Consider the following 22,750-nt stretch of genomic DNA (forward strand, 5'->3'; position numbering starts at 1 on the left):
TACATGAGTATTTTGAAGGTGCACTCACCGTGTAACGCTCCACGACGCGCAGCAGATCGTAAACAGGTTCTAAGCCCCGTCCCATTTTGTTCGATGACCAAGCCCCGCATGAAGCGGGGCTTGGTCATGGGGCTCAGCTTTTCGCTTCCGGCTGATGGCGCGCCCATGGCGCGACGGCCAGCCGCGCCGCCAGATAGTCGATCAAGGCCTGCACCCGCGCCGGCCGGCTGCGGCCCGGCGGCGTGAGAATGTAAAGCGCGATCGGGTCCACCTGCCAATCCATCATCACGGTTTCCAGTTCGCCGGCCTGCACATCCTGCCAGGCCAGGAATTCCGGCTGAAGCGCCAGGCCCAGGCCGGCGCGCAGCGCCGGCGTCAATGCCTCGGCGTTGTTGACCCGCAGCGGCGAGGGCATTTCCAGCGCGAACTCGCCTTCATCCGGGTGGCGGAAGCGCCAGAACTGCCCGCCGGGCGCGTTGCTGTACAACAGCGCGCGGTGTTCGGCCAACTCGCGGGGATGGCGGGGCCGGCCATAGCGCGCGAAATACGCCGGGGAGCCCACCAGAAGGATGCGCACCGCGCACAGGCGGCGGGCCAGCAGGCTGGAGTCGGCCAGCGAGGCGATGCGCAGCGCCACGTCCAGCCGTTTGGCCACCAGATCCACCTGCTCGTCGCTGAAGTGGAAGTCCAGCTCCACGTCCGGGTGGCGGGCCATGAACTCCGGCAGCAGCGGCGCCAGGTGGGACAGTCCGAAGGACATTGGCGCGGTGACCCGCACCGCACCGCGCAGGCTGGTGGATTGCTCGGCGATGTCCGCCTCCACCGCCTCGCCTTCCGCCAGGATGCGGCTGGCCCGCTCCAGCGCGGCGTGGCCGGCCTCGGTCAGCGTGATGCGGCGCGAGGTGCGGTGGAACAGCATGGTCTTCATTCGGGCTTCCAGGCGCGTGATGGCCTTGGACACCGTGGCCTGGGACAGCGTCAGTTCCGCGGCGGCGCGGGCGAAGGAGCCGCATTCCGCCACCTTGGCGAAAATAGCCCAGGCTTCCAGATCGGGGAGTCGTTTCATCATTGGATTCGCTTCTGGCGATGAATTCCAATTTTAACCATCAAACTGCAAGATAGCGCATTAATCATGTCAAAAATGGAAACGATGCAATTCCATATATCCCGTTAACATAGCGTTGTCCGCTGCGTATAGTGGTTGCATCAGACGCGTCGCCGGGCAGGCGGCGCCTCGCCACAATACGGGAGGACAGCATGATAGAACATCGCTCTTTCGCCAGCCTGGGCGGAGCCCACCATGGCTGGTTGGACGCCAAACACCATTTTTCCTTCGCCGAATACCATGACCCGGCGCGCATGCACTGGGGCGCTCTGCGGGTGTGGAACGACGACACCATCGCGCCGGGCACCGGCTTTCCTCCACATCCGCATGCGGATATGGAAATCATCACTTATGTTCGTGAAGGCGCGATCAGCCACCGCGACAACCTGGGCAATCAGGGCCGCACCGAGGCCGGCGATGTGCAAGTGATGAGCGCAGGCAGCGGCATTGTTCACTCTGAATACAATCTGGAAGCCGTCGACACCCGTATTTTCCAGATCTGGATCATGCCGGAGCGGCGCGGAGGCGAGCCGTCCTGGGGCAGCAAACCGTTTCCCAAGGAGGACCGCTCCGGCGCCTTCGTCGCTCTGGCCAGCGGCATGGACGGCGACGATCAGGCCTTGCCGATCCGCGCCGACGCCCGCGTGTTGGGCGCCGCCCTCAAGGCCGGCGAAAGCGTCGATTACCGGTTGGGCGCACAGCGTTGCGCTTATCTGGTGCTGGCTCGCGGCCGGGCGGAGGTTAACGGCGTGACGCTGCAAGCCCGCGACGGCGCGGCGATCCGCGATGAGGACTTGCTGCGCATCGTCGCCGGAGAGGACGCCGAACTGATTCTGGTGGATAGCCGCGAGTGACTGCCGCGGCGGGCAGGGGCAGGCGGCCCTTCTGCCCGCCCGGCGTCTTGCCCGTCCGGCCGCCGTCTGTTCATTCCTTGATCCACTGGAGAATGCCATGAGCCTGAAAGCCACCCCGACCCCCAGCCCGCTGTTGCTGACCCCGCACGATCACACGCTGATCCTGATCGACTACCAATCGCAGATGGCTTTCGCCACTCACTCCATCGACATGCCCACGCTGCGCAACAACGCCGGCTTGGTTGCCAGCGCCGCCGCTGGCTTCAAGGTGCCCACGATATTGACCACTGTGGCCGAAAAGAGCTTTTCCGGGCCGATGTTCGAAGAGGTGAGCGCCCCCTTTCCCGGACAGCGTATGCTGGACCGCAGTTCGATGAACACCTGGGAAGACGCCGCGGTGATTGATCGCGTCAACCATATCGGCAAGGGCCGCATTGTGCTGGCGGGCCTGTGGACCAGCGTCTGCATTGTCGGCCCGGCGTTGTCCGCGCTGTCCCAGGGCTTCGAGGTCTACGTGATCGCCGACGCTTGCGGCGACATCTCGGCGGAAGCGCACGAGCGCGCGATCCAGCGCATGGTGCAGGCCGGCGCGCGGCCGATCACGGCCTTGCAATACTTGCTGGAATTGCAGCGCGACTGGGCGCGAGCCGACACATACGACCTAACCACCGGCATCGCCAAAAAGCTGGGCGGAGGCTACGGCTTGGGCATCCAGTACGCCAAAACCATGTTCGGCGCCCAGGAAGGTTGATCCGCCGAGCGTATTGATTCCATGCCGGCGGCCACGCCGCCGGTAGAGGGCGCAAGCATGAAACCTTATCTGATTTCCTTGGCGGCCGGCCTGTTGGTGGGCGTCATCTACAGCCTGCTGCACGTGCGTTCGCCGGCGCCGCCGGCCGTCGCCATCCTCGGCCTGCTGGGCATGTTGATCGGCGAGCAGCTTTGGCCCCAATTCCAAGCGTTGCGCCATGGCGCGCCAGCCGCCGTCAGCCAGCCGGCGAGCCCGGTCGCCGCCTCACAGGAGAAGCAATCATGACCACCACCGCCTTGGCCGATCTCATTTTGCGCAATGGCCGTTTCACCACGCTGGACCGCGCTCGGCCCCGCGCCAGCGCAGTTGCCGTTAAGGATGGCCGCTTTCTCGCCGTGGGCGAGGACAGTGAAATCATGGCGTTGGCCGGCGCGGCCACCCGCGTGATCGATCTGCGCGGTCGCAGCGTTTTGCCCGGCCTGATCGACAACCATACTCACGTGGTGCGCGGCGGCCTCAACTTCAATATGGAGTTGCGTTGGGACGGCGTGCGTTCGCTGGCGGACGCCATGGAGATGCTGCGGCGGCAGGTCGCCGTTACGCCCGCGCCGCAATGGGTGAGGGTGGTGGGGGGCTTCACCGAGCACCAGTTTCTTGAGAAGCGCCTGCCCACGCTGGAGGAGATCAACGCGGTAGCGCTGGACACGCCGGTCTTCTTGCTGCATCTGTACGACCGCGCCTTGCTCAACGGCGCGGCTCTGCGCGCGGTAGGCTACACCAAGGACACGCCGGCGCCGCCGGGCGGCGAAATCGTCCGCGGCGCCGACGGCGCGCCCACCGGCTTGCTCCTGGCCAAGCCCAATGCGGCCATCCTGTACGCCACCCTGGCCCAAGGACCCAAGCTGCCATTTGATTACCAACTCAACTCTACCCGCCATTTCATGCGTGAGCTCAACCGCCTGGGCGTGACCGGCGTGATCGACGCCGGCGGCGGCTTTCAGAACTACCCGGACGATTACGAGGTGATCCAGCAACTGGCCGACGCCGGCCAGATGACGGTGAGATTGGCGTACAACCTGTTCACCCAAAAACCCAAGCAAGAGAAAGAGGACTTCCTCAACTGGACCGCCGGCGTCAAATACAAGCAGGGCGATGATTATTTCCGTCACAACGGCGCGGGGGAGATGCTGGTGTTTTCCGCCGCGGACTTTGAGGATTTTCGTCAGCCGCGGCCGGACATGCCGCCGGAAATGGAGGGGGAACTGGAGGAGGTGGTGCGCATCCTGGCCCAAAACCGCTGGCCGTGGCGTTTGCACGCCACTTACGACGAAACCATCTCCCGCGCGCTGGACGTGTTTGAAAAAGTGGACCGCGACATTCCCTTGAGCGGCCTGAACTGGTTCTTCGACCACGCCGAAACCATTTCCGATCGCTCAATCGACCGCATCGCCGCGCTGGGCGGCGGCATCGCGGTGCAACACCGCATGGCTTACCAGGGCGAGTATTTCGTCGAGCGCTACGGCGCCGCCGCCGCCGAGGCCACCCCGCCGATCGCCCGCATGCTGGCCAAGGGCGTCAAGGTGTCCGCCGGCACCGACGCCACCCGCGTCGCCTCGTACAATCCATGGGTGTCGCTGGCCTGGATGGTGACCGGCAAGACCGTGGGCGGCTTGCGGCTCTACCCGCAGCGCAACTGCCTGGACCGAGAAACCGCGCTGCGGATGTGGACGGAGAACGTGGCCTGGTTCACTCATGAAGAAGGCCGGCGCGGCCGCATCGAAGCCGGGCAGTTCGCCGATCTCATCGTGCCGGACCGGGACTTCTTCGCTTGCGCCGAGGACGACATCTCCTTCATGAGCTCGGACTTGACCATGGTGGGAGGCCGCATCGTTTACGCCGCCGCCGACTTCGCCGCGCTGGACGACAATCCCTTGCCGCCGGCAATGCCGGATTGGTCCCCGGTGCGACGCTACAAAGGCTACGCCGCTTGGGGCGAGCCGGAGGGCGCTGGCCGCCGCTCGCTGCACCGCCAGGCCGGCGCGGCCTGTGCTTGCGCCAGCGCCTGCGGCCTGCACGGGCATCAGCACGCCCGCGCCTGGGACGCTGGCCTGCCGGTGTCCGACTCCCAGAGTTTCTTCGGCGCCCTGGGCTGCTCCTGCTGGGCGGTTTGACTCCGGGATAGAAGAAGCCAGCGCGCGGCCGCGGCCGGCTGCGTTATCATGACGATGGCCTGCCGCGCCCGCGGCGGCGCCCATCTTGAGGATACATGATGAAATCCATCGCCAGCGGCCGTTTCGACGTCAAACTCTCCCCGGAACCCTTGAGCGAGACAGCCGGCGCTAGCGGTCTTGGCCGCATGTCGCTGGACAAGCGTTTTCATGGAGATCTGGACGCCGTCAGCCAGGGCGAGATGCTGAGCTTCCGAAGCGCGGAGCCGGGTTCGGCCGGCTATGTCGCCATGGAGCGGGTGCAAGGCAGCCTGCACGGCCGCAAAGGCAGTTTTGTGCTGCAACACAGCGCCACGATGACGCGCGGAGCCGCCGAGCAAGCCATCATGGTGACGCCGGATTCCGGCACCGAGGAACTCTGCGGCATCAGCGGCTGCCTGCGCATCACGATCACCGCCGGCGAGCCCTTCTACAATTTTGATTACACCCTGCCCGGATAAGCGGTTCAAAGCCGGCTGCGCCCTGGCTCGCAAGATTTTGAACTGGTTGCGCGCATCTGGAGAGGCCCGTTTTTCCCTTCGCGGCAATTGCTTCACGTTAAGGATTTCGCCTCGGCATTTCGTGTAGAATGCCCGCATCGTTAACCCTTTGATGGATGAGTCAAAGATGTTCGCTGCTGACCAGACGATTGCCAAATTCGATCCCGAACTCGCCGCCGCCATTGCGGCCGAGTGTCAACGCCAGGAAGATCACATTGAGTTGATCGCCTCGGAAAACTACACCAGCCCCGCGGTGATGGAAGCCCAGGGCTCCCAACTGACCAATAAGTACGCCGAAGGCTACCCGGGCAAGCGCTTCTACGGCGGTTGCGAGCATGTGGACGTGGTCGAGCAACTCGCCATCGACCGCGTTAAGCAGCTGTTCGGCGCGGAATACGCCAACGTGCAGCCGCACTCCGGCAGCCAGGCCAACCAGGCGGTGTACTTCTCCATCCTGAAGCCGGGCGACACCGTGATGGGCATGAACCTGGGCCACGGCGGTCACCTGACCCACGGCTCTCCGGCCAACCTGTCCGGCAAGATGTTCAACATCGTTGCCTACGGCCTGAACGACAAGGAAGAAATCGACTACGACGACATGGAGCGCGTAGCGATGGAAACCAAGCCCAAGCTGATCATCGGCGGCGCGTCCGCTTACGCCTTGCGCTTCGACTTCGAGCGCATGGGCCAGATCGCCAAGAAATGCGGCGCTTACTTCATGGTGGACATGGCGCACTACGCAGGGCTGATCGCCGCCGGCGTGTACCCGAACCCGGTGCCGTTCGCCGACTTCGTGACCTCGACCACCCACAAGACCCTGCGCGGCCCGCGCGGCGGCATCATCCTGGCCAAGGCCGAGTTTGAGAAAAGCATCAACAGCAATGTGTTCCCGACCCTGCAAGGCGGCCCGCTGGAGCATGTGATCGCCGCCAAGGCGGTGGCCTTCAAGGAAGCGCTGCAGCCCGAGTTCAAGGTGTATCAGGAACAAGTGCTGAAGAACGCCTCCATCATGGCCAAGACCCTGGCCGAGCGCGGCGTGCGCATCGTGTCCGGCCGCACCGAGAGCCACGTGTTCCTGGTGGACCTGCGTCCCAAGGGCCTGACCGGCAAGGCCGCGGACGCGCTGCTGGGCCGCGCCCACATCACCGTGAACAAGAACGCGATCCCGAACGACCCGGAAACCCCGTTCGTGACTTCCGGCATCCGCATCGGTTCCCCGGCCATTACCACCCGCGGCTTCAAGGAAGCCGAAGCCATCCAGGTGGCCAACCTGGTGGCGGACGTGCTGGACAACCCGAATGACGACGCGTTGATCGCTCGCGTAGCGGAGCAAGCCACCGCGCTGTGTCATCGGTTCCCGGTGTACTCCAAATAAGCCGCGCTGGTCTCGGCCTTAAAAAGACGCCCTCAGGGGCGTCTTTTTCATGGAGGGCGATAGCGGCATTAACTTGACTGCGCATTGCTGATAACATCCATACATTGGAACCCTTAGGATTAAGTCATGAAATGCGCGTTCTGCGGCAATGCCGATACTCAGGTAATCGACTCCCGCGTCAGTGAGGACGGCAGCAGCATCCGGCGGCGGCGGCGCTGCCCGGTGTGCGAGAAGCGTTTCACGACCTTTGAAACCGCCGACGTGCGCATGCCGCAGGTGGTGAAAACCGCCGGCCATCGTTCGGAATTCGATATCGAGAAAGTTCGCACCAGCTTCCTGCGCGCGTTGCACAAGCGCCCGGTGCCCACCGCGCTGGTGGACGAAGCGATAGACCGCATCTGTCACAAGTTGCTGCAACTGGGCGAGCGGGAAGTGTCCAGCCGCGAGATCGGCGAAATGGTGATGAACGAACTGGCCCGCCTGGACAAGGTGGCCTATGTGCGTTTCGCCTCGGTCTACCGCAGTTTTCAGGACGTGTCCGAGTTTTCCGACGCGATCAAGGAAATCCAGAAGTCTTCGCATTGACCTCCCGGCGGGAGGCTGGAGTAGACTGCTCCATTCTTCCGTCCTTGCGGGTGCCTGCATGTCTGAACCCCTGCCTGCCCATGTTTCGCTGAGCGCGCCTGAGCTGTCCGACGCGCCGGCGCTGTTCGCCTTGATCAACGCCAACCGCGACGCGCTGCGGCCATGGATGCCGTGGGAGCCGCTGACCCGCTCCGAGTCCGACTCCCGCGCCTTTCTGCAGTCCGCCGCCGTCAGCCGTCAGGCCGGCACTGCCTATACTTGGCTGGTGTCGCGCGGCGGCGAGCTGGCCGGCGTTTGTGATCTGCACTCCGTTGACGCCTCGAACCGCCACGCCTTCGTCGGTTATTGGCTGGACCGCCGTCAGGTGGGCCAGGGAGTGATGCAGGCGGCGCTGACGCAACTGCTGAACGAGGCTTTCGGCCCATTGGGCCTGCACCGGGTGGCGATAGACGCGGCGGCGGCCAATCACCGCAGCTGCGCGGTGGCGCAGCGGCTGGGCTTCCGTTTTGAAGGCGTGCTGCGCGAATACCTGCTGCTGCAAGGCCGCTACTGCGACGCCAGGCAGTACAGCTTGCTGGCTCATGAATGGAAGCAATGAAACATGAACGACTCCGCCGATGATCATCGTTACATGCAGCGCGCGCTGCGGCTGGCCGCCGAGGCTACTCGCCGCGCCGCGCCCAATCCGGGCGTGGGTTGCGTGTTGGTGCGCGACGGCGCGGTGATTGGAGAGGGCGCCACCCTGCAAGTGGGCGGCGATCACGCGGAAATCCAGGCGATCAAGGACTGCCTGTCGCGTGGCCTGTCCCCACGCGGCGCCACCGCCTATGTCACGCTGGAACCCTGCAGCCACCACGGTCGAACTCCGCCGTGCGCGCGGCGTTTGATCGACGAAGGCGTGGCCCGAGTGGCTGCGGCGATGGTGGACCCCTACCACGAAGTGTCCGGCCGCGGTTTGGCCATGTTGCGGGCCGCTGGCGTAGACGCCGACGCCGGGCTGATGGAGGCGGAGGCGAGACAAGTACATCGCGGCTTCTTGTCGCGGGTTGAGCGCGGCCGCCCGTGGGTCATGCTCAAGGCCGCCGCCACGCTGGATGGCAAGACCGCCTTGCTCAACGGACGCAGCCAGTGGATCACCGGACCGGAGGCGCGGCGCGACGTGCATCGTCTGCGTGCCGAGCATTGCGCGGTGCTCACTGGCAGCGGCACGGTGTTGGCCGACGATCCGCAACTGACGGTGCGCGAAGTCCCCTGCGAGCGCCAGCCGCTGCGCGTGGTGCTGGACAGCGATCTGCGCACTGCGCCGACGCAGCGCATCTACCAGGACGGAAGCACTTTGCTGGCCACCTGCAACCATGAGGAAACGCGTCTGCGGCCTTATCGCGCCGGCGCGGAGATCCTGACCTTGCCGCGACAGGTCGACGGCCATGCCGACCTGCCTGCCTTGCTGGCGTCCTTGGCGCAGCGCGGCGTCAATATGCTGATGGTGGAAGCGGGGGCCGGCCTCAACGGCGCGCTGCTGCGCGCCGGGCTGGTGGACGAGATCGTGCTTTATCTGGCGCCGTCGCTGGCCGGCGACGCCGCGCGCGGCCTGTTTGCCTGGCCGGCGCTGGAGGACTTGGCCGATAAGCAGAAGCTGAACATCCGCGACGTGCGAATGGTGGGCGCGGATTTGCGCTTGAGCCTGACGCCGGCCTGAGAAGCTGTTTCCAGTCCGGCGCGTTAGAAAAACGCCGACGTCGCCGTGAATCCCGTCTGGAGTCTGCAACATTTCTGTCCGAAAATAAGAACAGTCCGCCGGCTGTGCCGAAGAGCGCGAGCGGCGCGGGGAAGGGCGGGCAAGACCGGGAGGGCTGGGGAAAGGGCATGAGCGATTTGAAGGCGGCGCTGGAGGCTTATATGCGATTGCTGGCGCGTCAGGGCGCGCCTGCCCAAGTGATCGACGAGAGGCGTCGCATTTTGGAGCAGATGTTGCCCTGGCTGGATGGCGTCGAGCGCAGCGCCGAAGGCTTTCGCGTTCCTTGCGAGCGTTTGTTGCAGGCCTGCGCGCCGGACGAGCAGGTGCTGGCGCTGACCTGTACCCGCGAGTTCTATTACTTCTGGCTCGGCGATACCAAGAAAGTGGTGGAGATCACCGCGCGCAGCGGTTTTTCGGTGCGCAATGTGCGGGTTTGGCTGGAGACGGACTGGGAAGGTCTGTTGACGCGAATGGAACGCGATGGTTTCTCCCGCTTCCCGCCGTCGCTGGGCCTCTACCTGGGCAAGCTGTTTGAGGACGGCATGTCCGAGCCGGACATCCATTTGCGCGAGCGCCTGCTCAAATCCTTGCTTTATCTATTGGACGGCCAGCCCATCCAGGGCGACAGCTTCCGCATGATGGTGGACGCGGTGTTGCTGCATCTGCGCGATGCGGAGCTAAAAAACATTTTTCTGCTGCTGGTGCGCGAGTACTTCTACTATTGGCATCAATTCCCGCAAGCCCAAGCGCGCAACGCCGGCCAGCCGGCGGCGTGAGGCGGGCTGACCGGTCCGCTATTCCATTCCAGATGCTTCCACCACCGTAGCCTCAAGCCGGGCCCTGCCCGGCAAGCCCCGGCGCCAGGCCGGCGGCGCTTCGGCGCTGGCCCAGTATTCCTCTATCTGGCTGATCAGCCCGTGCTCCAGCGTGAACAGCGAATTGGCGAAGAAGCGCGCCGCGCCGTGGTCCACCTGCGCCACCACGTGCCAGCGGCCGTCGGTCAGTAGATTGTCCTGCAGCAGGCGGATGCTCCAGCCCTCTGGATAAACGCGGTTGACGTGGACGATGGCTTCCGCGCCGCGGAAACACTCGCCGCTGCAATGCCATAGCATCACGGCGTCGTCGCACAGCAAGCGGCGCGCGCGCTCCCAGTCGCGGTCCTGGTAGGCGAGGAAGAGTTGGGCGGCGATGGATGGCATGATTTTACCTCATGCTAGTCATGGAATGTTGATAGTGTACAAAATCAAAATCCTTGTCAATACGCGGCTTTGGCGGGTTTTGGGGCAGAAGTTGTCAGATCAAATAGTCTGATGGCATCATGCTTTTACAAGTAGAGCGTGTTTATGATCTCGCGAGCTAGAGCGAGACAAGGCGAAAACTGCTGAAGAAGCGAGATGTACAAGACTACATGAGCATTCTGAAGCGGTTCTCAACGCCGTATCGCCGACGCGCAGCAGCTCGTAAACCGGTTCTTTTATAGAGGAGACAAGATGACACACACATCCGCCTACCAGGCATTGACCCACACTTTCGCCCGCTTGCACCGCTTTAGCCACCTCGGCGCCATCGCCGGTTGGGACCAGGCGGCAATGATGCCAAGCAAGGGCAACAACGCCCGCGCCGCCGCGCTGGCGGAGCTGGGGGTGCTGACCCACGGCATCATCACCGCGCCGCAGCTGAAGGAACAGTTGGACGCGGCGGAGCAGGAAAACCTGGACGAGCTGCAGCGCGCCAATCTGCGCGAAATGCGCCGCGAGTGGGCGCAGGCCAATCTGCTGCCGGCGGAGCTGGTGGAGGCCAAGACCCTGGCCGGCGCGCGCTGCGAGCACGCCTGGCGCAGCCAGCGCCCGGCCAACGACTGGAAGGGCTTTCTGGAAAACCTGCGCGAAGTGGTCAAGCTGTCGCGCGAGGAGGGCCGTCTGCTGGCCGAGGCCAGCGGCGGCAGCCGCTACGACGCGCTGATGGACAAGTACGAGCCGGGGATGAAGAGCGCGGAGATCGAGCGCATTTTCGCCGAGGTGAAATCCTGGCTGCCGGGCCTGATCGACCGCGCGCGCGCCAAGCAGGCGTCGGAAACGGTGATTGAGCCGGTGGGGCCGTTCGCGGTGGAGCGGCAGCGCGCGCTGGGCGTGGAGGCAATGAAACTGCTGCGCTTCGATTTTGATGGCGGCCGGCTGGATGTCAGCAGCCATCCCTTCTGCGGCGGGGTGCCGGAGGATGTGCGCATCACCACCCGCTACCGCGACGATGATTTCGTCCAGAGTCTGATGGGCATCGTCCACGAAACCGGCCACGCCCGTTACGAGCAGAATCTGCCCAAGGACTGGCTGGAGCAGCCGCTGGGCCGCGCGCGCTCCATGGGCATCCATGAAAGCCAGAGCCTGTCCTTCGAGATGCAACTGGGCCGCAGCCCGGCCTTCCTGCGGTTGATCGCTCCGCTGATCCGCAGCCATTTTGGCGAGCAGCCTGCGTTTGCGCTGGATAATCTGCAGCGTTTGTACAGCCGGGTGCAGCCGGGTTACATCCGTGTGGACGCGGACGAGTTGTGTTATCCGGCGCATGTGATTCTGCGTTTCGAGATCGAGCGCGCACTGATGGACGGCGAGATCGAGGCCGAGGATATTCCGGTGCTGTGGGACGAAAAGATGATGGCTTATCTGGGCGTGGACACCCGCGGCAATTACACCAATGGCTGCATGCAGGACATCCACTGGACCGATGGCGGCTTCGGCTATTTCCCCAGCTACACGCTGGGCGCGATGTACGCGGCGCAGTATTTCGCCAGCCTGCGCCGCGCTGAACCGGAGCTGGACGCGAAGGTGGCGGCCGGCAATCTGGAGCCTATTTTTGATTGGTTGAACGCCAATATCTGGAGCCAGGGTAGCCGTTGGAGCACGGACGAGCTGGTACGCCGCGCCACCGGCGAGACGCTGAACCCGGCGCACTTCAAGGCGCATCTGGAGCGGCGTTATTTAGGTGTTTGATTTGGTAGGTCAACCATGAAAAGCGCGGCTAGGCCGCGCTTTTTTTAGGCCCGCTAACAAAACCCCTGATCCTGCGTTGCACCTCCTTGTCCTACTACTAGTACTGCCTGCGTCGGTGCGGCTTGGCTCAGGTACGCTACGCGGTTTTGTTAGCGGTTCTTGGAGCCTGTTTACGATCTGCTACGCGTCGTGAAACGTGGCTCGGTGAGTGCATCTTCAAAATGCGCATATACCGTGTGTACACTCCGCTTTTTCAGCGGTTTTCGCCTTGTCTCACCCTAGCTCGCGAGATCGTAAACACGTTCTTATTGGGGTTGGCTGAAAAACGCGTGGATCGCCGCCGCCAGCGCTTCCGGCTGTTCCCATTGCAGCATATGGCCGGCGTCGGCAATCACGATTTCTTGCAGTTGGGCGAAGCAGGCGCGACGCTGCGGTATGCTGGCGGCCACGCTCTTGGCCAGCGGGTGGTCGTCGGTGTCGCCGCCCAGCGCCCACAGCACCGGCGCGCTGATGCGCTGCCAGCAGGCCATCGCTTCCTCCAGCCGGTACAGCACCGGGTTGACCATTTTGTGGCGCGGGTCGGCGCGGTAGTAGAGGCCGTCGTCCCGCTGCCGGGTCAGTTCGCCCGCCAGCCATTGGGCCCGCTCCGACGTCAGCCTGGGGTTGCGTTCCAGCAGCTTGGCGGCCACGGCGTCCAGTGATTGCAAGTCGCCGAACTCGGGCGCCGCGCGGGTTTCGCGCAGCCAGCGCGCGTAGCGGCCAGGCGCTTCCGCCGGCTTGGTGGCGGCCAGGCCGAAGCCTTCGGCCAGCACCAGCTTTTCTATGCGCTCGGGGCGGGTGCCGGCGTAGATGCCGGCGACCATCGAGCCCATGCTGTGGCCCAGCAGCTTGACCGGCTGTTGCGGCGACAGCGCGTCCAGCAGCGCGTCGAGGTCGGCCAGGTAATCGGGGAAGTAATAGCTGCCGTGGTTCCAGTCGCTGTCGCCAAAGCCGCGCCAGTCCGGCGCAGCCACTTGCCAGCCGTCCGGCAGCGCGTCCACCAGGAATTGGAAGGTGGCCGAGCTGTCCATCCAGCCGTGCAGCAGCACCAGCAGCGGCGCATTGCTAGGGCCCCAGCGGCGCAGATGATAGCGGTGGCGGTTGAGGATCAGGGTTTCGGACTGGCTGAGACGTTGAATCGGCATGGCGGCGCGGGCGGTGGGACGAAAGCCCCAGTCTACCCAGAAACACGGCGAACCGGGAGGTCCGCCGTGCGCGTGGGAAGGAGCTTATTGATGGATGTCGGCGCGGTGCGTTTCCTTCAAGCCCAACAGGCAGACCACGAAGCTGACGCTGTAGACGATGACCGGATACCACAGGCCGTAGAGGATGTCGCCGGTGTAGACCACCAGCGAGAACGCCACGGTGGGGAACAGGCCGCCTATCCAGCCGTTGCCGATGTGATACGGCAGCGACATCGAGGTATAGCGGATGCGGGTGGGGAACAGCTCCACCATGGTGGCGGCCAGCGGGCCGTAGACCATGGCGGCGATCAGGCTGAGCAGCACCAGCACCGCTATCACCATCGGGTAGTGGATCTTGTCCGGGTCGGCCTTGTCCGGGTAGCCGGCCTGTTTCAGCGCGGCCAGCAGCGCGGCCTTGTCGAAGCCGGTCAGCGTCTGTCCGCCCACCTTGATCTGGGTTTCGCCGCCGGCGGGCGCGGCTTCACGCTGGTAGGGCACGCCGTTCTTGGCCAGCAAGGCCTTGGCCTGGTCACAGCTGGTGTTGAGTTTGGCCTTGCCCACCGGATCAAACTGGAAACGGCAGCTGGCCGGGTCCGCCACCACCACCACCGGCGCCTGGCGCGCGGCGTTGGCGATGTCCGGGCTGGCGTAGGCGGTCAGCCATTTGAAGGCGGGAAAGGTCAGCAGAGCCGCTAGCAGCAGGCCGGTCAACATCACCGGCTTGCGGCCGATCCGGTCGGACAGGTAGCCGAAGTACAGAAATAGCGGGGCGGCGATCAACAGGGAAACCACCAGCAACTGGGTGGCGATCTGTGAGTCGACCTTGAGGATTTGGGTGAGGAAGAACAGCGAATAGAACTGCGCGCAGTAGAAAGTGACCGCCTGGCCGCCGTTGATGCCGAACAGGGCGGTGAGCACGATGCGCAGGTTTTTCCAGTTGGTGAAGGATTCGGTCAGCGGCGCCTTGGAGTGCTTGCCCTCGGCCTTCATTTTCAGGAAGGCCGGCGACTCGTGCATCGACAGCCGTATCCAGGTGGAGATGGCCAGCAGCGCCAGCGACAGCAGGAAGGGCAAGCGCCAGCCCCAGTCGTCGAAAGCCGGGCCGGTGAGTTTGCGGCAGGCCAGGATCACCAGCAGGGACAGCAGCAGGCCGGCAGTGGCGGTGACCTGGATCCAGCTGGTGTAGGCGCCGCGTTTGTGGTCCGGCGCGTGCTCGGCCACGTAGATGGCCGCGCCGCCGTATTCGCCGCCTATCGCCAGGCCCTGCAACATGCGCAGCACCACCAGCAGGATGGGCGCGGCGATGCCTATGCTGGCGTAGCCGGGCAGCAGGCCCACCAGGAAGGTGGAGACGCCCATGATCAGGATGGTGGCGAGAAAGGTGTATTTGCGGCCTATCATGTCGCCCAGCCGGCCGAACAGCAGCGCGCCGAACGGCCGCACCAGGAAGCCGGCGGCAAAGGTCATCAGCGCGAAGATGAAGGCGGTGGTTTCATTGACGCCTGCGAAGAACTGTTTACTGATCACCGCGGCCAGCGCGCCGTACAGGAAAAAGTCGTACCACTCGAAAACGGTGCCCAGCGACGAGGCGAAGATCACTTTGCGCTCGGAGCTGCTGATCGTGTGTCCCGCCGTGGCGGCGGGCGTCAGGGTGCTGCTCATGGTGCTGTCTCCTCTTGGTGTGGCTTTGCGACAAGTTGTGGGTCGGGAAGTGGGCTTCCTCTGTTTGGGTGGGCCGATGTTGCGCAGCGCCGCTCAGTCCGGCGCGGGGCGGTCTTGCAAAATCATGCGGGAGGCTTTCTCCGCGATCATCAGCGTGGGCGAATTGGTGTTGCCCGAGGTGATGGAGGGCATGATGGAGGCGTCCGCCACTCTTAATCCGGATAGTCCGTGAACGCGCAGTCTGGCATCGACCACCGCATCGGTATCCTGTCCCATTTTGCAGGTGCCTACCGGATGGAAAATGGTGGTGCCGATGCGGCCGGCGGCGGTAGCCAGTTCCTCGTCGCTCTGGGCGGCGAGGCCGGGCAGGTATTCCTCCGGCCGGTAGGGCGTGAGCGCCGGCGCGGCGACGATGCGTCGGGTCAGCCGCAGCGCGGCCACCGCGACGGCGCGATCCTGCGGGTGGCTGAGATAGTTGGGCTGGATCAGCGGCGCGGCATCAAGCCCCGCGCCTCCGATGGCGACCCTGCCGCGGCTGAGCGGGCGTAGATCGCATACCGAGGCGGTGAAGGCGGGGAAGGGGTGCAGCGGTTCGCCGAAGCGTTCCAGCGACAGCGGTTGCACATGATATTCCAGGTTGGCGCGCGGCTGTTCCGGACCGGATTTGGCGAAGGCGCCCAGCTGACTGGGGGCCATCGCCAGCGGTCCGCTGCGCCGCCACAGGTATTCCCAGCCCATGGCCAGCTTGCCGGTCCAGCTATTGGCCAGCTGGTTCAGCGTGCGCGCGCCGCTGACCTTGAACACCATGCGCAGTTGCAGATGGTCTTGCAGGTTGGCGCCGACACCGGGCAGCGCATGACGCACGGCGACGCCGTGTTCTTGCAGCAGCGCGGCGGGGCCGATGCCGCTGCGCTGCAACAAAAGCGGGGAGCCGACGGCGCCGGCGGCCAGGATGATTTCGCCGCGGCAGCGCGCTTGCCAGCGTTGCCGCTGTTGCAGGAATGCAATACCGGTGGCGCGGCCGTCCTCCAGCAGCAGGGTTTCCGCCTCGGCATGGGTCAGTACGGTGAGGTTGGGGCGCTGGCGCGCGGGGCGTAGAAAGGCTTTGGCGGTGTTCCAGCGCAGCCCGCCCCGCTGGTTGACTTCGAAATAGCCGCAGCCGGCGTTGTCCCCGCGATTGAAGTCGTCCACTGGGGCGATGCCGCTCTGCTCCGCCGCGTCGCGGAAAGCGTCCAGAATCTCCCAGGACAGCCGCTGCCGCTCCACCCGCCATTCGCCGCCGTGGCCGTGCTGGGCGCGGGCGCTGTCGAAGTGGTCCTCCATGCGCAAAAAGTCCGGCAGCACTTCGTCCCAACTCCAGCCGGGGCAGCCCTGGGCCGCCCAGCCGTCGTAGTCCGCGGCCTGGCCGCGCATATAGATCATGCCGTTGATCGAGGAGCAGCCGCCCAGCACTTTGCCGCGCGGGTAGTTGAGGCTGCGCCCGCCAAGGCCGGGCTCGGGCGCGGTGCGCAGGCACCAGTCGGTGCGCGGATTGCCGATGCAGTAGAGGTAGCCCACCGGGATGTGTATCCAGGGGTAGTTGTCCTCGCCGCCGGCTTCCAGTAGCAGCACGCGGAGCCGCGGATTGCGCGACAGGCGGTTGGCCAGCAGGCAACCGGCGCTGCCCGCGCCGACGATGATGTAGTCGAATGTCTCCGCCAATACCTGCATGCCGCGCTTTCCTATGACGTCAGTATCGCCACCATATAAGATCAAGCCGGGCCGGACTGGGAATAGCCAGAGCGGAACAATGGCTGTTAGTTTTCTAACAGCGGTGCAGTTGAAGCTTGCCATCGTTGTGTGCAAGCGCACCATAAACGCGAGGAGGGTGCAATGTTCGACTGGAACGACATCCGTTATTTTCTGGCCTTGCAGCGCAGCGGCAAACTGCTGGCGGCGGCCCGGCAACTGCGTACCACCCATGCGACAGTGGCCAGGCATATCGAGCAGTTGGAGCGGCAGTTGGGCCAGCCGTTGTTTGTGCAGCAGCCGGACGGCTATCAGTTGACCGCAGCCGGCCGGCAGCTGCTGCCGCTGGCGGAGCAACTGGAAAACACCGCGTCCCGGATGCAGGACGAGGCGAGGGTGGGGCATGTGGAGGTGGCCGGCCTGGTGCGCTTGGGCGCGCCGGAAGGCTTGGGTTCCTTATTCCTGTCGCGGCACTTGCCGCGGCTGATGGCGCGCTATCCGGCGCTGGAGATCGACCTGGTGTCGGTGCCGCGCTTCGTCAGCATCACCAACCGCGAGGTGGACATCGCCATCGCGCTGGAGCGGCCGCAGGCCAATATGGTGGTGACGCGCAAGCTGACCGATTACTGCCTGGGCTTGTACGCGACACCGACCTATCTGGACGCGCATGAGCCCATTCGCGAGCGCGAGGACCTGGCCGGGCATCCCATCGTCGGCTATGTCGACGACTTGCTGTTCTCGCGCGAACTGATGTTTCACCGCGGTCTGTGCCGCAACCCGCTGATTAATCTGCGCTGCACCAGCGTGCTGGGCCAGCAGCAGGCGGCGCTGGCCGACGGCGGCATTGCGGTGCTACCGTATTATCTGACCTACGACGACGCGCGGCTGCGTCAACTGCTGCCGGAGCTGCGCATCATCCGCTCGTACTGGATCAGCGGCCGCAGCGACATTCGCCGCACGCTGCGCTACCGCGTGGTGTGGGATTTCGTGGTGGATGTGTGCCAGAGCATGCAATGGCTGCTGTTGCAACAGCCAACTCAGCAAAACGAATCAATCGATGCGGGATAAGCTCACTTCATGAGAACGCTCTATCGCAACGGCGGCCCGGATTCGCCGTATTTATGGCGGATGCTGCGGGTGCTGGACTACCTGTGGCGCCATCTGGATGGGCCGGTGCCGCTGGAAAGGTTGGCGGAGGAGGCTTGCTTGTCGCCCTTTCACTTTCACCGCGTGTATCGCGGCCTGATGGCCGAAACGGTGGGGGAGACCCGGCAGCGGCTGTTGCTGCATCGCGCGGCCGGGCAGTTGGACGGCGGCTCGCTCCCTTTGTCGAGGGTGGCGGCGCGTGCCGGCTACGGCGGCACCGCGGCTTTCGTCCGGGCCTTCGCCAGGGCTTACGGCGAGAGTCCGGGCCGCTATCGCCAGCGCAGAGCGTTCATTTCTAGGCAAGACTGGGAGACCGTTATGCATGAAGTGACATTGCTCAAGCAGGATAAGGGGCTGAAGGTGCTGATGCGCCGCCATGTCGGCAGTTATATGGAGATCGGCCAAGCCTTTGGCGCTTTGCAGGCCATCAGTCCGGGTTGCGCAGTCGGCGACGCGCCAGGTCGCGTATTCGGCATGTATCTGGATGATGCGGAACAAACGGAGGAAGCCAAGCTGCGCTCCATCGCCTGCGTGACTGTGCCGGATTCCTGGCAGGAGCGGCCGCTGCCGGATGGGTTTGAATGGGGGGAGATTCCCGCCGGGGAGTACGCTTGCGTGACGCACTTGGGACCGTACGCGGAGCTGTCCACGGTCTGGTCCTGGTTGTACCGGCACTGGCTGCCCGGCAGCGGGCGCGCGCTTGGCGGCGTGCCGTGCGTGGAAGAGTATTTGAATTCGCCTTACGACAATCCGCCCACAGCCTTGCGCACGCGGCTGATGTTGTCGCTGGTCTGACCGCGCTTGTGGTTCAACCATGAAAAAACCCGCGCCGTTTGGCGCGGGTTTTGCCGTAAAGGACGACCCTAGAGCGTACTTAGGATCTTGCGAGCTAGAGCGAGACAAGGCGAAAACAACTGAGAAAGCGGGATGTACATGGAGTACATGAGCATTTCGAAGTTGTTTTCAACGCCGTATCGCCGACGCGCAGCAGATCGTAAACAGATTCTTAGCGGGATACGTGGTAGTTCGGCGCTTCCTTGGTGATCTGCACGTCGTGGACGTGAGATTCCTGGATGCCGGCGGAGGTGATTTCCACGAATTCCGCTTTGGCGTGCATGTCGGCGATGGTGGCGCAGCCAAGGTAGCCCATCGAGGAGCGCAGGCCGCCCACCAACTGGTGGATCACCTGGCCGATGGAGCCCTTGTACGGTACGCGGCCTTCGATGCCTTCCGGCACCAGCTTTTCCACATTGCCTTCGTTGTCCTGGAAGTAGCGGTCGGACGAGCCCTGGCTCATCGCGCCCAGGCTGCCCATGCCGCGGTAGGACTTGTAGGAGCGGCCCTGGAACAGCTCGACTTCGCCGGGGGCTTCCTCGGTGCCGGCGAACATGCCGCCCAGCATCACGCAGTTGCCGCCTGCGGCCAGCGCCTTGGAGATGTCGCCGGAGAAGCGGATGCCGCCATCGGCGATCATCGGCACGCCGGTGCCTTTCAGCGCCTCGGATACATTGTGGATGGCGGTCAGCTGCGGCACGCCCACGCCGGCTACGATGCGGGTGGTGCAGATGGAGCCGGGGCCGATGCCGACCTTGACGCCGTCGGCGCCAGCGTCAACCAGCGCCATCGCGGCGGCGGCGGTGGCGATGTTGCCGCCGATCACGTCCACTTGCGGGAAATTCTTCTTCACCCAACGCACGCGCTCAATCACGCCCTGGCTGTGGCCGTGGGCGGTATCGACCACGATCACGTCCACGCCGGCCTTCACCAGCGCGATCACGCGCTCTTCGGTGTCTCCGCCGGTGCCGACGGCCGCGCCCACGCGCAGACGGCCCTGGCTGTCTTTATTGGCGTTGGGGTGCTCGCTGGTCTTGATGATGTCCTTGACCGTGATCAGGCCCTTCAACTCCCAGACGTCGTTGATCACCAGCACGCGCTCCAGGCGGTGGGTGTGCATCAACTCGCGGGCCTCGTCGATGCTGGCGCCTTCCTTGACGGTGATCAGACGCTCGCGCGGGGTCATGATGGAGCCGACGGTCTGGTCCAGGCGGGTCTCGAAGCGCAGGTCGCGGTTGGTGACGATGCCGACCACCTTGCCGTTTTCGATCACCGGCAGGCCGGAAATCTTGTGGTGGCGGGTCAGCAGCACCAAGTCGCGCACCAGCATGTCCGGGGCGATGGTGATGGGATCCTTGACCACGCCGCTTTCATGGCGTTTCACCTTGGACACTTCGCTGGCTTGTTTCGCGGGGTCCATGTTTTTGTGCACGATGCCGATACCGCCTTCTTGAGCCATGGCGATGGCAAGACGGGCTTCGGTTACCGTGTCCATGGCGGCGGACACCAAGGGCAGGTTCAGGGTGATGTTGCGGGTAAGCTTGGTGGAGAGGACTACGTCGCGCGGCAGAACTTCAGAGTGGGCCGGGACGAGGAGAACGTCGTCGAAAGTATAGGCTTTCTCGATGATACGCATCTTGGCGTTTCCTTTGCGGCAAAGCGGCATTATACCGAGGCATTGCCGCTATTGCAAAAAAACGGGCTTTCCGCCCGCAACCCTGTTACCTTTTTGCCGACCGGCCGCGCAGGCCTTACAATTTGAGTATCTGCAGCGCAATTCGGGTCAGGGAGTCGATGATGAAGTCAACCTTAGTATGGACCTTTTTGCTGGCTTTGCTGGGCTCCTCCGCCGCCAGCGCGGAAGTCTATGTATGGAAGGACGAGACCGGAAAAACCGTGTACTCGGATCAGCCGCCGCCCAGCGTCAACGCCCGCCGCATGAATACGCGCGCGCCGGCGCCCGCCTCGGCGCCGGTCAAGGAAAGCAAAAAGGCCGCGGACAAGGACGCGAGCGGGGAAAACGCCAGGATCGCAGCGGAGAATGCCAAGGTCGCGGAGGCCAACGCCAAGATCCGCGAGCAGAATTGCCAGAACGCCCGCACTCAACTGGCCACGGTGCAGACCAATAGCCGCATCCGCATGCCGGGTTCCAATGCGCTGGCCTCGGACGCCCAGCGCAATGAACTGATCGCCCAGGCGCAGGCCAATGTGCAGATCTGGTGTGGAAAATAAGTGGCGAAAACGGTTTTTGACTACAAGGCGGTATTGGTTTCCCTACCCAATCTGCCCGGCGTGTATCGAATGCTCGATGCGTCGGGCAGCGTGCTTTATGTCGGCAAAGCCATCGATTTGAAACGGCGGGTCAGTTCCTACTTTCAGAAGAACGACCAGTCGCCGCGCATCCAGCTGATGGTGCGCCAGATCGCCGACATTGAAACCACGGTTACGCGCTCCGAAGCGGAAGCGCTGATCCTGGAAAACAATCTGATCAAGGCATTGACGCCGCGTTACAACATTCTGTTTCGCGACGACAAGTCCTATCCCTATCTGATGTTGACCGGCCACGCCTTTCCGCAGATGGCCTATTACCGCGGCGACCCCAAGCGTCCGAACCAGTATTTCGGCCCGTATCCCAACGGCTACGCGGTGCGCGAGAGCATCCAGATCCTGCAAAAAGTGTTCCGGCTTCGCACCTGCGAAGACGCGGTGTTCGCCAACCGTTCCCGCCCCTGTTTGCTGTATCAGATCAAGCGCTGCTCCGGGCCTTGCGTTGATCATGTCTCCAAGGAAGACTACGCGCGCGACGTGGCCAGCGCGGTGGCTTTCCTGCAAGGCCGCCAGAGCGAGCTGATCGACGGTTTGACCCAGCGCATGATGGCAGCGGCCGAGGCGATGGAGTTCGAGCAGGCGGCGGAGCTGCGAGACCAGATTCAGGCGCTGGCGCGGGTGCAGGAGAAGCAGTTCGTTTCCAGCAACTCCAGCCAGCAAGATTGCGACGTGGTGGCCGCGGTACAGCGGGAAGGCATGCTTTGCGTCAATCTGGTGATGATTCGCGGCGGCCGTCATTTGGGCGACAAGAGCTTTTTCCCGGTCAGCGGGGAGGAAGGCGAACTGGCGGACAGCCTGGAGGCCTTCCTGGCCCAGCATTATCTGGGCGCGCCCTTGCCGCCGGCCATCATCATCAACGGCGAAATTTCCGATACCTTGCGTCAGCATCTGGAGCGGCAAGCCGAGCGCAAGCTGGCCATCGCCAGCAACCCCATAGGGGAGCGGCGGGTATGGCTAGAAATGGCGGAAAAGAACGCCGAGCTGGCCATCATGCAGCGGGCCAACAGCAAAGCCACCCAGAACCAGCGGCTGGCCCAGCTCAACGAGGTATTGGAGTTGGAGGGCGCCGGCCGCTTTGAATGCTTCGATATCAGTCACACGATGGGAGAAGCCACGGTGGCTTCCTGCGTGATCTACGATAAGGGCGCGATGCAGCCAAGCGAATACCGGCGCTACAATATTGAAACCGCCAAGCCCGGCGACGATTACGCCGCGATGCGCGAAGTTCTGTCACGTCGCTACGGCAAGCTGGCGGCGGGAGAGGGCAAATTGCCGGATGCCGTGTTCATCGACGGCGGCAAAGGGCAGGTGGGCGTGGCCTTGGAGGTGTTCGCCGAAATCGGCCTGAACCTGCCCATCGTCGGCATCGCCAAGGGCGAAGAGCGCAAGCCGGGCCTGGAAACGTTGATCCTGCCGTATCTGGACAAGAGCCTGCAGTTGAGGCAGGACCATCCTGCGCTGCATTTGATCCAGACGGTGCGCGACGAGGCCCACCGCTTCGCTATCACCGGCCACCGCGCGCGGCGCGCCAAGGCGCGCACCGCGTCCACATTGGAGGAGATTCCGGGGGTGGGGGCCAAGCGGCGGCAACAGCTGCTGATGCGTTTTGGCGGCCTGCGCGGCGTGGCCGCCGCCAGCATGGACGACCTGGCTCAGGTGGACGGCATCAGTCGCACGCTGGCGGAGAAGATTTACAACGCGCTGCATTGATTGCCGGCGCGCCATCGTTT

21 protein-coding genes are annotated in these 22,750 nt (G+C 64.1%); 15 read left to right on the plus strand and 6 right to left on the minus strand.

The genetic code is table 11. The features are described from left to right. Positions 1 to 133: 133 nt before the first annotated feature. Complete coding sequence (locus tag DXT74_RS08755) at positions 134 to 1,069, minus strand: LysR substrate-binding domain-containing protein (RefSeq protein WP_231138303.1); 936 nt, start codon at positions 1,067 to 1,069, stop codon at positions 134 to 136. A 188-nt stretch (positions 1,070 to 1,257) separates the two neighbouring features. Between DXT74_RS08755 and DXT74_RS08760 the strand changes: the two genes are divergently transcribed. The 10 genes from DXT74_RS08760 (at position 1,258) to DXT74_RS08805 (ending at position 9,891) form a co-directional block, all read left to right on the plus strand. Next, positions 1,258 to 1,959, plus strand: a complete 702-nt coding sequence (locus DXT74_RS08760; RefSeq protein WP_043637687.1) for a pirin family protein — start codon at positions 1,258 to 1,260, stop codon at positions 1,957 to 1,959. A gap of 97 nt (positions 1,960 to 2,056) precedes the next feature. After that, positions 2,057 to 2,710, plus strand: a complete 654-nt coding sequence (locus DXT74_RS08765) for a hydrolase (protein WP_043637689.1) — start codon at positions 2,057 to 2,059, stop codon at positions 2,708 to 2,710. A gap of 57 nt (positions 2,711 to 2,767) precedes the next feature. Beyond that, the gene (locus tag DXT74_RS08770; protein ID WP_114152046.1) at positions 2,768 to 2,995 is read left to right on the plus strand and encodes a DUF1427 family protein; all 228 of its coding nucleotides are present in this window, start codon (positions 2,768 to 2,770) and stop codon (positions 2,993 to 2,995) included. Beyond that, positions 2,992 to 4,881 carry an amidohydrolase gene (locus DXT74_RS08775; protein WP_194427753.1) on the plus strand — a complete coding sequence of 630 codons (1,890 nt, stop codon included), beginning with the start codon at positions 2,992 to 2,994 and terminating at the stop codon, positions 4,879 to 4,881. The genes DXT74_RS08770 and DXT74_RS08775 overlap by 4 nt, the downstream gene beginning before the upstream one ends. Before the next feature lie 95 nt (positions 4,882 to 4,976). Further along, positions 4,977 to 5,378 carry a DUF3224 domain-containing protein gene (locus DXT74_RS08780; protein WP_196783847.1) on the plus strand — a complete coding sequence of 134 codons (402 nt, stop codon included), beginning with the start codon at positions 4,977 to 4,979 and terminating at the stop codon, positions 5,376 to 5,378. A 166-nt stretch (positions 5,379 to 5,544) separates the two neighbouring features. After that, positions 5,545 to 6,792 carry a serine hydroxymethyltransferase gene (glyA, locus tag DXT74_RS08785; RefSeq protein ID WP_043637694.1) on the plus strand — a complete coding sequence of 416 codons (1,248 nt, stop codon included), beginning with the start codon at positions 5,545 to 5,547 and terminating at the stop codon, positions 6,790 to 6,792. Positions 6,793 to 6,918: 126 nt separating this feature from the next. Next, positions 6,919 to 7,377, plus strand: a complete 459-nt coding sequence (nrdR, locus tag DXT74_RS08790) for a transcriptional regulator NrdR (protein WP_019100637.1) — start codon at positions 6,919 to 6,921, stop codon at positions 7,375 to 7,377. A gap of 58 nt (positions 7,378 to 7,435) precedes the next feature. After that, positions 7,436 to 7,975, plus strand: coding sequence for a GNAT family N-acetyltransferase (locus tag DXT74_RS08795; protein ID WP_179140740.1), 540 nt, complete (start codon positions 7,436 to 7,438; stop codon positions 7,973 to 7,975). 3 nt (positions 7,976 to 7,978) lie between these two features. Beyond that, positions 7,979 to 9,076 (plus strand): bifunctional diaminohydroxyphosphoribosylaminopyrimidine deaminase/5-amino-6-(5-phosphoribosylamino)uracil reductase RibD, encoded by a 1,098-nt coding sequence (gene ribD / locus DXT74_RS08800; RefSeq protein ID WP_194427754.1) that lies wholly within the window; start codon positions 7,979 to 7,981, stop codon positions 9,074 to 9,076. A 167-nt stretch (positions 9,077 to 9,243) separates the two neighbouring features. Continuing rightward, positions 9,244 to 9,891 (plus strand): hypothetical protein, encoded by a 648-nt coding sequence (locus DXT74_RS08805; protein WP_081555418.1) that lies wholly within the window; start codon positions 9,244 to 9,246, stop codon positions 9,889 to 9,891. An 18-nt stretch (positions 9,892 to 9,909) separates the two neighbouring features. Here DXT74_RS08805 and DXT74_RS08810 read toward each other — a convergent pair whose 3' ends face one another. Then, a complete protein-coding gene (locus DXT74_RS08810) occupies positions 9,910 to 10,314 on the minus strand; it encodes a nuclear transport factor 2 family protein (protein ID WP_052370533.1) in 405 nt (134 codons plus the stop codon). A gap of 291 nt (positions 10,315 to 10,605) precedes the next feature. On the opposite strand from DXT74_RS08810, the gene DXT74_RS08815 reads away from it, so the two are divergent. Next, positions 10,606 to 12,099 (plus strand): carboxypeptidase M32, encoded by a 1,494-nt coding sequence (locus tag DXT74_RS08815; protein ID WP_194427755.1) that lies wholly within the window; start codon positions 10,606 to 10,608, stop codon positions 12,097 to 12,099. 305 nt (positions 12,100 to 12,404) lie between these two features. Here the strand turns inward: DXT74_RS08815 and DXT74_RS08820 are convergent, their stop codons facing one another. The 3 genes from DXT74_RS08820 to DXT74_RS08830 all read right to left on the minus strand — a co-directional run bounded on the left by DXT74_RS08820 (position 12,405) and on the right by DXT74_RS08830 (position 16,694). After that, complete coding sequence (locus DXT74_RS08820) at positions 12,405 to 13,283, minus strand: alpha/beta fold hydrolase (RefSeq protein ID WP_081555420.1); 879 nt, start codon at positions 13,281 to 13,283, stop codon at positions 12,405 to 12,407. A gap of 84 nt (positions 13,284 to 13,367) precedes the next feature. Then, a complete protein-coding gene (locus DXT74_RS08825) occupies positions 13,368 to 14,984 on the minus strand; it encodes an MFS transporter (protein ID WP_043637710.1) in 1,617 nt (538 codons plus the stop codon). A 93-nt stretch (positions 14,985 to 15,077) separates the two neighbouring features. After that, positions 15,078 to 16,694: a GMC family oxidoreductase gene (locus DXT74_RS08830; protein ID WP_194427756.1), complete on the minus strand. Its 1,617-nt coding sequence runs from the start codon at positions 16,692 to 16,694 to the stop codon at positions 15,078 to 15,080. Positions 16,695 to 16,856: 162 nt separating this feature from the next. On the opposite strand from DXT74_RS08830, the gene DXT74_RS08835 reads away from it, so the two are divergent. Together DXT74_RS08835 and DXT74_RS08840 are read left to right on the plus strand one after the other, a co-directional pair. Beyond that, a complete protein-coding gene (locus DXT74_RS08835; RefSeq protein WP_194427757.1) occupies positions 16,857 to 17,780 on the plus strand; it encodes a LysR family transcriptional regulator in 924 nt (307 codons plus the stop codon). Positions 17,781 to 17,789: 9 nt separating this feature from the next. Next, a complete protein-coding gene (locus DXT74_RS08840) occupies positions 17,790 to 18,653 on the plus strand; it encodes a GyrI-like domain-containing protein (RefSeq protein WP_194427758.1) in 864 nt (287 codons plus the stop codon). 211 nt (positions 18,654 to 18,864) lie between these two features. Here the strand turns inward: DXT74_RS08840 and guaB are convergent, their stop codons facing one another. Continuing rightward, the gene (gene guaB, locus DXT74_RS08845; RefSeq protein ID WP_194427759.1) at positions 18,865 to 20,328 is read right to left on the minus strand and encodes an IMP dehydrogenase; all 1,464 of its coding nucleotides are present in this window, start codon (positions 20,326 to 20,328) and stop codon (positions 18,865 to 18,867) included. A gap of 161 nt (positions 20,329 to 20,489) precedes the next feature. On the opposite strand from guaB, the gene DXT74_RS08850 reads away from it, so the two are divergent. Together DXT74_RS08850 and uvrC are read left to right on the plus strand one after the other, a co-directional pair. Continuing rightward, positions 20,490 to 20,924, plus strand: coding sequence for a DUF4124 domain-containing protein (locus tag DXT74_RS08850; protein WP_194427760.1), 435 nt, complete (start codon positions 20,490 to 20,492; stop codon positions 20,922 to 20,924). Continuing rightward, positions 20,925 to 22,730: an excinuclease ABC subunit UvrC gene (gene uvrC / locus DXT74_RS08855; protein ID WP_043637721.1), complete on the plus strand. Its 1,806-nt coding sequence runs from the start codon at positions 20,925 to 20,927 to the stop codon at positions 22,728 to 22,730. Positions 22,731 to 22,750 lie beyond the last annotated feature (20 nt).

It is taken from the genome of Chromobacterium sp. Rain0013, assembly GCF_015291765.1.
Classification (GTDB): domain Bacteria; phylum Pseudomonadota; class Gammaproteobacteria; order Burkholderiales; family Chromobacteriaceae; genus Chromobacterium; species Chromobacterium haemolyticum.

Coding starts and splice junctions, on each gene's coding strand:
- DXT74_RS08830 (WP_194427756.1), bottom strand. CDS start 16,694: ATGCAGGTATTGGCGGAGACATTCGACTACATCATCGTCGGCGCGGGC.
- DXT74_RS08825 (WP_043637710.1), bottom strand. CDS start 14,984: ATGAGCAGCACCCTGACGCCCGCCGCCACGGCGGGACACACGATCAGC.
- DXT74_RS08765 (WP_043637689.1), top strand. CDS start 2,057: ATGAGCCTGAAAGCCACCCCGACCCCCAGCCCGCTGTTGCTGACCCCG.
- DXT74_RS08805 (WP_081555418.1), top strand. CDS start 9,244: ATGAGCGATTTGAAGGCGGCGCTGGAGGCTTATATGCGATTGCTGGCG.
- DXT74_RS08780 (WP_196783847.1), top strand. CDS start 4,977: ATGATGAAATCCATCGCCAGCGGCCGTTTCGACGTCAAACTCTCCCCG.
- DXT74_RS08775 (WP_194427753.1), top strand. CDS start 2,992: ATGACCACCACCGCCTTGGCCGATCTCATTTTGCGCAATGGCCGTTTC.
- DXT74_RS08760 (WP_043637687.1), top strand. CDS start 1,258: ATGATAGAACATCGCTCTTTCGCCAGCCTGGGCGGAGCCCACCATGGC.
- guaB (WP_194427759.1), bottom strand. CDS start 20,328: ATGCGTATCATCGAGAAAGCCTATACTTTCGACGACGTTCTCCTCGTC.
- DXT74_RS08820 (WP_081555420.1), bottom strand. CDS start 13,283: ATGCCGATTCAACGTCTCAGCCAGTCCGAAACCCTGATCCTCAACCGC.
- DXT74_RS08840 (WP_194427758.1), top strand. CDS start 17,790: ATGAGAACGCTCTATCGCAACGGCGGCCCGGATTCGCCGTATTTATGG.
- ribD (WP_194427754.1), top strand. CDS start 7,979: ATGAACGACTCCGCCGATGATCATCGTTACATGCAGCGCGCGCTGCGG.
- DXT74_RS08850 (WP_194427760.1), top strand. CDS start 20,490: ATGAAGTCAACCTTAGTATGGACCTTTTTGCTGGCTTTGCTGGGCTCC.
- DXT74_RS08755 (WP_231138303.1), bottom strand. CDS start 1,069: ATGATGAAACGACTCCCCGATCTGGAAGCCTGGGCTATTTTCGCCAAG.
- nrdR (WP_019100637.1), top strand. CDS start 6,919: ATGAAATGCGCGTTCTGCGGCAATGCCGATACTCAGGTAATCGACTCC.
- DXT74_RS08810 (WP_052370533.1), bottom strand. CDS start 10,314: ATGCCATCCATCGCCGCCCAACTCTTCCTCGCCTACCAGGACCGCGAC.
- DXT74_RS08815 (WP_194427755.1), top strand. CDS start 10,606: ATGACACACACATCCGCCTACCAGGCATTGACCCACACTTTCGCCCGC.
- DXT74_RS08770 (WP_114152046.1), top strand. CDS start 2,768: ATGAAACCTTATCTGATTTCCTTGGCGGCCGGCCTGTTGGTGGGCGTC.
- glyA (WP_043637694.1), top strand. CDS start 5,545: ATGTTCGCTGCTGACCAGACGATTGCCAAATTCGATCCCGAACTCGCC.
- DXT74_RS08835 (WP_194427757.1), top strand. CDS start 16,857: ATGTTCGACTGGAACGACATCCGTTATTTTCTGGCCTTGCAGCGCAGC.
- DXT74_RS08795 (WP_179140740.1), top strand. CDS start 7,436: ATGTCTGAACCCCTGCCTGCCCATGTTTCGCTGAGCGCGCCTGAGCTG.